Annotated in this window: 14 protein-coding genes; 6 read left to right on the plus strand and 8 right to left on the minus strand. The window is 61.7% G+C overall.

Annotation, left to right across the window (positions count from 1 at the left end; all coding sequences use genetic code 11):
• Positions 1–19 precede the first annotated feature (19 nt).
• The 4 genes from AC07Y2_RS02715 to AC07Y2_RS02730 are packed head-to-tail and all read left to right on the plus strand — an operon-like array spanning position 20 to position 2,592.
• The gene (locus AC07Y2_RS02715) at positions 20–454 is read left to right on the plus strand and encodes a DUF4426 domain-containing protein (RefSeq protein ID WP_011336378.1); all 435 of its coding nucleotides are present in this window, start codon (positions 20–22) and stop codon (positions 452–454) included.
• A complete protein-coding gene (gene rdgB / locus AC07Y2_RS02720; RefSeq protein WP_103385345.1) occupies positions 451–1,047 on the plus strand; it encodes an RdgB/HAM1 family non-canonical purine NTP pyrophosphatase in 597 nt (198 codons plus the stop codon). The genes AC07Y2_RS02715 and rdgB overlap by 4 nt, the downstream gene beginning before the upstream one ends.
• Entirely contained in the window at positions 1,044–2,249 is a 1,206-nt protein-coding gene (hemW, locus tag AC07Y2_RS02725; protein WP_103385344.1) for a radical SAM family heme chaperone HemW, read from the plus strand. Before rdgB ends, hemW begins: the two co-directional genes overlap by 4 nt.
• 19 nt (positions 2,250–2,268) lie before the next feature.
• Positions 2,269–2,592, plus strand: a complete 324-nt coding sequence (locus AC07Y2_RS02730) for a DUF3392 domain-containing protein (protein ID WP_074690154.1) — start codon at positions 2,269–2,271, stop codon at positions 2,590–2,592.
• Between the two features lie 144 nt (positions 2,593–2,736).
• On the opposite strand, the gene trmB is transcribed toward AC07Y2_RS02730, so the two are convergent.
• The 4 genes from trmB to AC07Y2_RS02750 form a co-directional block, all read right to left on the minus strand.
• Positions 2,737–3,462 (minus strand): tRNA (guanosine(46)-N7)-methyltransferase TrmB, encoded by a 726-nt coding sequence (gene trmB / locus AC07Y2_RS02735; RefSeq protein WP_103385343.1) that lies wholly within the window; start codon positions 3,460–3,462, stop codon positions 2,737–2,739.
• A 9-nt stretch (positions 3,463–3,471) separates the two neighbouring features.
• Positions 3,472–4,266 carry a thiazole synthase gene (locus tag AC07Y2_RS02740; RefSeq protein ID WP_103385342.1) on the minus strand — a complete coding sequence of 265 codons (795 nt, stop codon included), beginning with the start codon at positions 4,264–4,266 and terminating at the stop codon, positions 3,472–3,474.
• Between the two features lie 60 nt (positions 4,267–4,326).
• Positions 4,327–4,527 carry a sulfur carrier protein ThiS gene (gene thiS, locus AC07Y2_RS02745; RefSeq protein ID WP_007953386.1) on the minus strand — a complete coding sequence of 67 codons (201 nt, stop codon included), beginning with the start codon at positions 4,525–4,527 and terminating at the stop codon, positions 4,327–4,329.
• 72 nt (positions 4,528–4,599) lie between these two features.
• Positions 4,600–4,980: a DUF423 domain-containing protein gene (locus AC07Y2_RS02750; RefSeq protein ID WP_103385341.1), complete on the minus strand. Its 381-nt coding sequence runs from the start codon at positions 4,978–4,980 to the stop codon at positions 4,600–4,602.
• A gap of 74 nt (positions 4,981–5,054) precedes the next feature.
• Here AC07Y2_RS02750 and mtgA point away from each other — a divergent pair, with 74 nt between their 5' ends.
• Positions 5,055–5,777 carry a monofunctional biosynthetic peptidoglycan transglycosylase gene (mtgA, locus tag AC07Y2_RS02755; RefSeq protein WP_103385340.1) on the plus strand — a complete coding sequence of 241 codons (723 nt, stop codon included), beginning with the start codon at positions 5,055–5,057 and terminating at the stop codon, positions 5,775–5,777.
• A gap of 71 nt (positions 5,778–5,848) precedes the next feature.
• Here mtgA and rpoH read toward each other — a convergent pair whose 3' ends face one another.
• The 4 genes from rpoH to ftsY form a co-directional block, all read right to left on the minus strand.
• Complete coding sequence (rpoH, locus tag AC07Y2_RS02760) at positions 5,849–6,703, minus strand: RNA polymerase sigma factor RpoH (protein WP_007953393.1); 855 nt, start codon at positions 6,701–6,703, stop codon at positions 5,849–5,851.
• 115 nt (positions 6,704–6,818) lie between these two features.
• Complete coding sequence (gene ftsX, locus AC07Y2_RS02765; RefSeq protein ID WP_007953395.1) at positions 6,819–7,844, minus strand: permease-like cell division protein FtsX; 1,026 nt, start codon at positions 7,842–7,844, stop codon at positions 6,819–6,821.
• The gene (gene ftsE / locus AC07Y2_RS02770; protein ID WP_007953396.1) at positions 7,841–8,512 is read right to left on the minus strand and encodes a cell division ATP-binding protein FtsE; all 672 of its coding nucleotides are present in this window, start codon (positions 8,510–8,512) and stop codon (positions 7,841–7,843) included. The genes ftsX and ftsE overlap by 4 nt, the downstream gene beginning before the upstream one ends.
• Positions 8,509–10,014, minus strand: a complete 1,506-nt coding sequence (gene ftsY / locus AC07Y2_RS02775) for a signal recognition particle-docking protein FtsY (protein WP_103385339.1) — start codon at positions 10,012–10,014, stop codon at positions 8,509–8,511. The genes ftsE and ftsY overlap by 4 nt, the downstream gene beginning before the upstream one ends.
• Between ftsY and AC07Y2_RS02780 the strand changes: the two genes are divergently transcribed.
• The gene (locus AC07Y2_RS02780; protein ID WP_039767922.1) at positions 10,013–10,207 is read left to right on the plus strand and encodes a hypothetical protein; all 195 of its coding nucleotides are present in this window, start codon (positions 10,013–10,015) and stop codon (positions 10,205–10,207) included. The two genes, ftsY and AC07Y2_RS02780, sit on opposite strands and share 2 nt — an antisense overlap.
• The last annotated feature ends 75 nt before the right edge of the window (positions 10,208–10,282 follow it).

Consider the following 10,282-nt stretch of genomic DNA (forward strand, 5'->3'; position numbering starts at 1 on the left):
CATTGCGAGGAGAACGAACATGGGACGCTTGATTACCGCGCTATTGGCCGCCTGCCTGAGCCTGTCGGCCGTGGCTGCCGATGCCATCAAGGGCGAACGCAAGGAAGTGTTCGGTGATGTCACCGTGCATTACAACACCTTCAACTCGACCTTCCTGACGCCGGACATCGCCAAGGCTGCCGAGCTGATCCGCAGCAAGAATCAGGGCGTGATCAATGTCTCGGTGATCAAGGACGGCAAACCGCTGATCGCCCAGGTCACCGGCACCGTCAAGGACCTGACCAGCCAGAGTGTGCCGCTGACCTTCCGCCAGATCACCGAACAGGGCGCGATCTACTACATCGCCCAGTACCCGGTGGAGCAGCAGGAAACCCGCACCTTTGAAATCAAGGTGCAGACCGGCGACAAGATCAACACCCTCAATTTCAACCAAGAGCTTTTCCCTGGCCAATGATCAATCTCACGCAACTCGTACTGGCCAGCCATAACGCCGGCAAACTCAAGGAACTCCAGGCCATGCTCGGCGAATCGGTGCAATTGCGCTCGATCGGCGAATTCAGCAGCGTGGAGCCGGAAGAAACCGGTCTGTCGTTCGTCGAGAACGCGATCCTCAAGGCCCGCAATGCTGCGCGCATTTCCGGGCTGCCGGCGCTGGCCGACGATTCGGGCCTGGTGGTGGATTTCCTCGGCGGTGCGCCGGGCATCTACTCGGCGCGCTACGCCGACGGCAAGGGTGACGCGGCGAACAACGCCAAACTGCTAGACGCCTTGAAGGATGTGCCTGAAACCGAGCGCGGCGCGCAGTTCGTCTGCGTACTGGCACTGGTGCGTCATGCCGATGATCCGCTGCCGATCCTCTGTGAAGGTCTGTGGCACGGGCGCATTCTGACCGCCGCCAGCGGTGAGCACGGTTTCGGCTACGACCCACTGTTCTGGGTGCCGGAGCGCAACGTGTCCAGCGCCGAGCTGAGCCCGAGCGACAAGAACCAGATCAGCCACCGCGCCCGTGCAATGGATCTGCTGCGCCAGCGTCTGGGCTTGAAATGACCGATAGTTCCTCCGCGTCGTCGCTGATTATCGGCGGCGCCGCCTCCTCGCCTCGGGCGCCGTTGCCGACGCTGCCGCCCCTGGCGCTGTACATCCACATCCCGTGGTGTGTGCGCAAATGTCCGTATTGCGACTTCAACTCCCACACCGCCAGCCCGGTGCTGCCGGAGCAGGAATACGTCGACGCGCTGCTCGCCGACCTCGATCAGGATCTGCACGCAGTGTATGGCCGTGAGTTGAGTTCGATCTTCTTTGGCGGCGGCACGCCGAGCCTGTTCAGTGCCGAAGCCCTTGGTCGCTTGCTGGAAGGCGTGAAACAACGCATTGCGTTTGCCGATGACATCGAAATCACCCTGGAAGCCAACCCCGGGACCTTCGAACAAGAGAAGTTCGTCGCCTACCGCAAACTGGGGATCAATCGCCTGTCGATCGGCGTCCAGAGCTTCCAGCAGGAAAAGCTCAAGGCCCTCGGCCGTATCCACAACGGCGACGAAGCGGTACGCGCCGCCGGCATGGCGCGCCAGGCCGGGTTCGATAACTTCAACCTCGACTTGATGCACGGTTTGCCGGACCAGTCGCTGGACGATGCTCTGAGCGACCTGCGCCAGGCCATCGCCCTGAAGCCGACGCACATTTCCTGGTATCAGCTGACACTGGAGCCGAACACCGTGTTCTGGAACCAGCCGCCGGTGCTGCCGGAAGACGACACGCTGTGGGACATTCAAGAGGCCGGGCAGGCGCTGCTGGCCGAGCACGGTTACGCGCAGTACGAAGTTTCGGCCTACGCGCAACCCGGTCGCCCGGCGCGGCATAACCTCAATTACTGGAGCTTCGGCGACTTCATCGGCATCGGCGCCGGCGCTCACGGTAAGCTCAGCCATCCGGACGGGCGCATCGTGCGCACCTGGAAGACGCGCCTGCCGAAGGACTACCTCAACCCGGCCAAAAGTTTCCAAGCCGGCGAGAAAGCCCTGACCAACGACGAGATGCCGTTCGAATTCCTGATGAACGCCCTGCGCCTGACCGCCGGCGTCGAATCGCGCCTGTACCCGGAGCGCACCGGCCTGCCGCTGGAGAGCCTCGACGAACACCGGCGCGAGGCCGAACAAAGCGGTCTGTTGCAGGTCGAACCGTCACGTCTGGCGGCCACCGAGCGCGGACAACTGTTCCTCAACGACTTGCTGCAGAAATTTCTGAGCTGATCGCTCTTAAGGAAACCGCATGGATTTGATACTCGACTTGCTCGCCACCGTGTCCCGCTGGAGCCGCAGCAACCTCTCGGAAATCGCTCTGGCCCTGGTGGGCTGTCTGCTGGTGCTGTTCGGCGCTGACTTCAAGGGCTGGGTCGAGCAACGCCTCGGCAGCATCGCCGGCGCCCTGCGCGTGCCGCTGATGGCCCTGCTGTGTCTGATCGGCAGCGGCGCGGCGCTGATCTACGCCACACCCTGGGTGGTGAAGGGCTTGAGCCAGTTCAACAACTACAGCCTGGCGCCGGTGTTGTTGGTGGTGCTGGTGTTGATTGGCGTGGTCGCTGACCGCCGCTGATCTCCAACGTGCTCGTTCCCACGCTCCGCGTGGGAATGCAGCCCGGGACGCTCTGCGTCCCTGAAGCGGACGCGGAGCGTCCATCGAGGCATTCCCACGCAGACGGTTCGACGCCTCGACGTGGGAACGATCACTGCGCAGTACTTACGACTGCTTTTCGAACTTCAGATCCCACACGCCATGCCCAAGACGTTCGCCGCGGCGTTCGAACTTGGTGATCGGGCGTTCGGCCGGGCGTGGCACGCACTTGCCGTCTTCGGCGAGGTTGCGATAGCCCGGGGCGACGTTCATCACTTCCAGCATGTATTCGGCGTACGGTTCCCAGTCGGTGGCCATGTGCAGAATGCCGCCAACCTTCAGCTTGCTGCGCACCAGCTCAGCGAAGGACGCCTGAACGATGCGGCGCTTGTGGTGACGGCTCTTGTGCCACGGATCCGGGAAGAACAGCATCAGGCGATCGAGGCTGTTGTCGGCGATGCAGCGGTTGAGCACTTCGATCGCGTCGCAATCATAGACCCGCAGGTTGGTCAGGCCCTGAGTCAGCACGCCGTTGAGCAGTGCGCCGACACCCGGACGGTGAACCTCGACACCAATGAAATCCTGCTCCGGCGCAGCCGCGGCCATTTCCAGCAGCGAGTGACCCATGCCGAAACCGATCTCCAGCGAACGCGGCGCGGAACGGCCGAACACCTGGTCGTAATCCACCGGCGCATCGGCCAGCGGCAGGACGAACTGCGGCGCGCCCTGATCCAGGCCGCGCTGCTGGCCTTCGGTCATGCGCCCGGCGCGCATCACGAAACTCTTGATGCGGCGGTGTTGGCGCTCGTCGCCTTCTTCCGTCTGGATTGGCGTGTCGTTCGATTCAGTCATCAATAGCTCTTACTTGATCAGACCATCCAGCGGCGAAGAGGCGCTGGCATAGAGTTTTTTCGGCATGCGGCCGGCGAGGTAGGCCAGACGGCCCGCGACGATCGCGTGTTTCATGGCTTCGGCCATCATGATCGGCTGCTGGGCGTGGGCGATGGCCGAGTTCATCAGCACCGCGTCACAGCCCAGCTCCATCGAGATGGTAGCGTCGGAAGCGGTGCCGACACCGGCATCCACCAGCACCGGGATCTTGGCTTCTTCGAGGATGATCTGCAGGTTGTACGGATTGCAGATCCCCAGGCCCGAACCGATCAGACCGGCCAGCGGCATGACCGCGATGCAGCCGATTTCCGCCAGTTGCCGGGCGATGATCGGGTCATCACTGGTGTAAACCATCACGTCGAAGCCTTCCTTGACCAGCACTTCGGCGGCCTTGAGGGTTTCGATCACGTTGGGGAACAGGGTTTTCTGGTCGGCCAGCACTTCCAGCTTCACCAGGTTGTGGCCGTCGAGCAGCTCACGGGCCAGGCGGCAGGTGCGCACGGCTTCGATCGCGTCGTAGCAGCCCGCGGTGTTCGGCAGGAAGGTGTAGCGATCCGGCGACAGCACTTCGAGCAGGTTCGGCTCGCCTTCGATCTGGCCCAGGTTGGTGCGGCGCACGGCGAAGGTGACGATCTCGGCACCCGAGGCTTCGATGGCCAGGCGGGTTTCTTCCATGTCACGGTACTTGCCGGTACCGACCAGCAAACGCGACTGGTAAGTACGACCGGCCAGAACGAAAGGCTTGTCGCTACGAACGATGCTCATGGGGAATCCTCTGTTGGGGTGAGGGTCTTGCAGAATTCTCGGCCCATGCAGGCCTGGCGATCAGCCGCCGCCGATGGCGTGCACGACTTCGACGTTGTCGCCGTCGTTCAAAGTCGTGTCGGCATGCTGGCTGCGCGGGACGATATCCAGATTGAGTTCGACCGCGACGCGGCGTCCGGTCAGATCCAGACGGGTCAGCAGGGCCGCAACGGTTTCACCGTCGGGCAGTTCAAAGGATTCACCGTTCAACTGAATGCGCATGCGCAACGCCGCCATCACTTTTTAGGGGGTGGCATTCTAGCCCGATCATGACCTAAAGGTCAGCACCAAGCGTCAAGCGGTTGGATACAGGCGCCAGGCGGCCAGCCCCAGGCACATCCAGCCAATCAGGAATGCCAGACCGCCCAACGGGGTGATGATGCCGAGCTTGCCGATGCCGAGGGTGGTCAGCAGGTACAGGCTGCCGGAAAACAGCAGGATGCCGACGCTGAACGAGATGCCGGCCCAGGCGACCAGCCGCCCCTGTAGCTGCGTGGCCAGCAGTGCCACGCCAAACAGCGCCAGCGCATGCACCAGTTGATAGGTAACGCCGGTGTGGAAGATCGCCAGGTATTCGGGTGTCAGGCGATTTTTCAAGCCATGGGCGGCGAACGCGCCGAGGCCGACACCGGTGAAACCAAAGAAGGCAGCCAGCATCAGAAAGCTACGCAGCATGTAGAACTCCAGTCAGACTCGATCGGCAGGGTCTGTATAATGGCCCGCTCAACCGGTTCGGCCAAGCCATCTCTATGCTGCGTATATTTCTCCGTCGTTTCACGAAGGCCCTGCTCTGGTTCGCGGGCGGCAGTGTATTGCTGGTGTTGGTGTTTCGCTTTGTGCCGCCACCGTTCACGGCGCTGATGGTCGAGCGCAAGATAGAGTCCTGGGCCGACGGCGAGCCGATCGATCTGCAACGCACCTGGAAGCCATGGGACGAGATCTCCGATGACCTGAAGGTCGCGGTGATTGCCGGCGAAGACCAGAAATTCCCCGAGCATTGGGGTTTTGACCTGAGTGCGATCAAGGCAGCACTGGCCCACAACGAACTCGGCGGTTCGATCCGTGGTGCCAGCACCTTGAGCCAGCAAGTGTCGAAGAACCTGTTTTTGTGGTCCGGCCGCAGTTATCTGCGCAAGGGCCTGGAGGCGTGGTTTACCGCGCTGATCGAAGTGTTCTGGCCCAAGCAACGGATTCTTGAGGTGTACCTGAACAGCGTCGAGTGGGATGACGGCGTGTTTGGCGCCGAAGCGGCGGCAAGGCATCACTTTGGCGTAGGCGCCAGGTCGCTGTCCCGGCAGCAGGCGAGTTATCTGGCGGCTGTGCTGCCGAATCCCCGGGTCTGGAGCGCCAGTCATCCGACCGCTTACGTGTCGCGCCGGGCCGGCTGGATTCGCCAGCAAATGAGCCAGCTGGGTGGCGACAGCTACCTGCTGACACTGAATGATTCGCGCCGCGCGCCCTGGGCCCAATGACGTTCTGACAGGCAAACAAAAACGCCCCGATCATCACTGATCGGGGCGTTTTTTTATTGCCGGACTACCGGTTATGCGGCAATCGACAACTTGAGCTTGTTCATCGCGCTCTTCTCGAGCTGACGGATCCGCTCGGCCGACACGTTGTACTTCTGCGCCAGGTCGTGCAGCGTGGCTTTCTCTTCTGCCAGCCAGCGCTGGTAGAGGATGTCGCGGCTGCGTTCGTCCAGCACTTCCAGCGCTTCGTGCAGATTGTGATTGGAGTTGTCGCTCCAGTCGGCGTCTTCCAGTTGACGCGCCGGGTCGTACCGGTGGTCTTCCAGGTAGTTGGCCGGCGACTGGAAAGCGCTGTCGTCGTCGGCTTCAGCAGCCGGGTCGAAGGCCATGTCATGGCCGGTCAGGCGACTTTCCATCTCACGCACTTCACGCGGCTCGACACCGAGGCTTTCCGCCACACGGTGGACTTCCTCGTTGTTCAGCCAGGCCAGACGTTTCTTCTGGCTGCGCAGGTTGAAGAACAGCTTGCGCTGGGCCTTGGTGGTCGCGACTTTAACGATCCGCCAGTTGCGCAGGATGAACTCGTGAATCTCGGCCTTGATCCAGTGCACCGCGAAGGACACCAGACGCACGCCCATTTCCGGGTTGAAACGCTTCACGGCCTTCATCAGGCCGACGTTACCTTCCTGGATCAGGTCAGCCTGAGCCAGACCGTAGCCGGAATAGCTACGGGCGATGTGTACGACAAACCGCAGGTGGGCGAGCACCATCTGCCGAGCCGCCCCCAGATCCTGCTCATAGTAGAGACTCTCGGCCAGTTCACGCTCCTGCTCCGGCGTCAGCAATGGAATGCTGTTGACGGTGTGCACGTAGGCTTCCAGGTTTGCGCCTGGAACCAATGCATACGCAGGTTGCAAAGAATTGGACATACGGAAAAACCTCCGACTTACATACTCATGCTTTTCAGCATTGCGAAAAATTGACCGGAAACTCAAATGAAAGTTTCCTTAACCACTGAAAGGTCAATCACGCGCAAAAAAGATTCTACTTCGGCGCCAGCTCCCTGAGATGACGTGCGACTGCAATCCATGCACCGATATAACCCAACAGCACCGCGCCAAGCAAGAGCGACAGACCGTCGGCAACTGGCACGCCGGCCAGTGCGAAATCGCTGCCGTACAAGCCGGCCAGCCCGACCACCGCATCGTTCAGCCAGTTCAGGCCGAACGCCAATACACCCCAGGACAGCAGCCCCGCACCGAAGCCATACAACGCGCCCATATAAAGGAAGGGACGACGCACATAGCTGTCGGTGCCGCCGACGAGTTTAATCACTTCTATCTCGGTGCGGCGGTTTTCAATATGAAGACGAATGGTATTGCCTATCACCAAAAGTAATGCGGAAACCAGCAACACCGTCAGACCGAACACGAAACGGTCGCCGAGCTTGAGGATGGCGGCCAGACGCTCGACCCAGACTAGATCAAGTTGCGCCTGTTGTACCTTGGGCAGCTCGGAAAGTTTTTGTCTTAATGCTTCCAGGGTCGACTTGTCGACCTCGTTCGGCGTCACCAGCACCACACCCGGCAGCGGGTTTTCCGGCAGTTCGCGCAGGGCTTCGCCCAGTCCCGACTGCTGCTGGAACTCTTCCAGCGCCTGGTCGCGGCCGACATATTCAGCATCAGCTACGCCCGGCATACCTTTGATCTGGTCGCGCAATGCTTCGCCCTGAGCCGGGCTCGCCTCAAGCTCCAGGTACAGCGAAATCTGCGCCGCACGCTGCCACGAACCGCCCAGGCGCTCGACATTGCTCAGCAACAGCGAAAGACCCATCGGCAGACTCAGCGCAACCGCCATCACCATGCAGGTGAAGAAGCTGCCGATCGGCTGCTTGCCGAGACGGCGCAGGCTGTCGATCCAGCTGGCGCGATGGCTTTCGATCCAGGCACGGAACAGCGTGGCGAAGTCCGGGCCGTCGTCATCGTCGTGCTTTTTCTTCTTTGGCGGTTGCGGATCGGCGGCCTTCGGGGCCACACGCTCGGAAACCTTCGGACTACGTGTCGCACTCATACGCCGGCCTCCCCGTCGCCGATCAATCGGCCGCGTTGCAGGGTCAGCATGCGATGGCGCATGCGCGCGATCAGCGCCAGGTCGTGACTGGCGATCAGCACGCTGGTGCCCAGACGGTTGATGTCTTCGAACACGCCCATGATCTCGGCCGCCAGACGCGGGTCGAGGTTACCGGTCGGTTCGTCCGCCAGCAGCAGGGCCGGACGGTGAACGATGGCGCGGGCAATGCCGACGCGCTGTTGCTGACCGGTCGACAGGTCGCCCGGATACAGCTCGGCCTTGTCCGACAGCGCCACGCGCTCCAGCGCCGAATCGACACGTTTGGCGATTTCGACCTTGGACAGCCCGAGAATCTGCAACGGCAGCGCGACGTTGTTGAACACCGTGCGATCGAACAGCAGTTGATGGTTCTGGAACACCACGCCGATCTGCCGACGCAGGAACGGAATCTGTGCATTGCTGATGGTGCTCAGGTCTTGCCCGGCCAACAGCAGCTTGCCACTGGTCGGACGTTCCATCGCCAGCAGCAGGCGCAACAACGTGGATTTACCGGCACCGGAGTGGCCGGTGACAAACAGGAACTCGCCGCGACGGACTCGAAAGCTCAGCTCATGCAAGCCGACGTGACCGTTCGGGTAGCGCTTACCGACCTGTTCGAAACGAATCATGAACGCTCCCGCTCGGCAAACAGTGCCTGGACAAAGGGTTCGGCTTCAAAGGTACGCAGATCGTCGATGCCTTCACCGACGCCGATATAGCGGATCGGCAGGCCGAACTGCTTGGCCAGGGCGAAAATAACCCCGCCCTTGGCGGTGCCGTCGAGCTTGGTCAGCGCCAGGCCGGTCAGTTCGACGGTCTGGTTGAATTGCTTGGCCTGGTTGATGGCGTTCTGGCCGGTGCCGGCGTCGAGCACCAGCAGCACTTCGTGCGGCGCGTCGGCGTCGAGCTTGCCGATCACCCGGCGAACCTTTTTCAGTTCTTCCATCAGGTTGTCTTTGGTGTGCAGACGACCGGCGGTGTCGGCGATCAGCACATCAATGCCACGGGCCTTGGCGGCCTGCACGGCGTCGAAGATCACCGAAGCCGAGTCCGCGCCCGTGTGCTGGGCGATCACCGGAATCTTGTTGCGCTCGCCCCAGACCTGCAACTGCTCGACAGCCGCGGCACGGAAGGTGTCACCGGCAGCGAGCATGACTTTCTTGCCTTCCAGTTGCAGTTTCTTCGCCAGTTTGCCGATGGTGGTGGTCTTGCCGGCGCCGTTGACGCCAACCACCAGAATCACGAATGGCTTGTTCTGGGAAGCGATCTTCAGCGGCTGCTCGACCGGTTTGAGCATTGCGGCCAACTCGGCCTGCAGGGATTTGTACAGGGCGTCGGAATCGGCCAGCTCTTTACGCGCGACCTTCTGGGTCAGGCGCTGGATGATCACCGAAGTCGCCTCGACGCCGACGTCGGCTGTCAACAGGCGGGTTTCGAGATCGTCGAGCAGATCGTCATCGATGGCTTTCTTGCCGAGGAACAGGCTGGCCATGCCCTCGCCGATGCTGGCGCTGGTCTTGGACAGGCCTTGCTTGAGGCGGGCGAAGAAGCCGGCCTTGGTTTCTTCGGTGCGCGGGGCTTCTACCGGGGTTTCAGCCTGGATTTCCACAGGAGCGACTGGCGCTACGGCGACCGGTGCAGGTGCAGGTGCAGGTGCAGGCTCGGGCGCTTCAACAATCGGAGCAGCCGGAGCAACCGGGGCAACAACCACAGGTTCTGGAATGACCGGAGCAGCTTCCACCACCGGCGCAGGAACCGGCTCGGGGGCGAACGCAACCGGCGCAGGAATCGGCGGCGTAACGTGCGGTGCAGCCTCTTCAACCAGCGCCACCGGCTCTTCCGCCACCGGTAAGCTCAGCCACGGCTCGCTGGCCGGGGACAGCGGCAATTCGGCGGCAGCCGGCGCTTCAGGCTCGGCCTCGACCACCGGTTGCAGCACCGGCTCGGCGATCGGCAGCACAACCGGCGCCGGCGCTTCTTCTATTACGGGAGCGGGCGCAGGGGCTGGCTCAGGAATGGCAGTCGGCTGTTCGACGACGGGTTCCTGCGGTTTCTTGCGCAGCCATCCGAACAGGCTTTTCTTCTCGCCAGCCGCAGCTGGGGTCTTCTTGTCGTCGTTGGAACCAAACATGGAGGACGGCTATCTCACGGTAGCGACGCGCCACAGGGGCGCCCCGGCAAATAAATATTCGATGCAGAACAGACTGTGTTTCACCCAGCTTGTTCACGCGCAACATTTTGTCGAGGCACCAACGGCACCTCAAAAGAATCGTTTTAATAAAGGACTGGCCGGCAAAATCGGCGAAAAAGCGAAGTTTAGCTGATAAACCAAAGCCTTCTGCCGCAAACCCATACAACCTGATCAGGTTTCAAAACCGGATAGGCGTGGTCGCCGGTAA

Source organism: Pseudomonas sp. GW456-12-1-14-TSB6 (assembly GCF_059424205.1).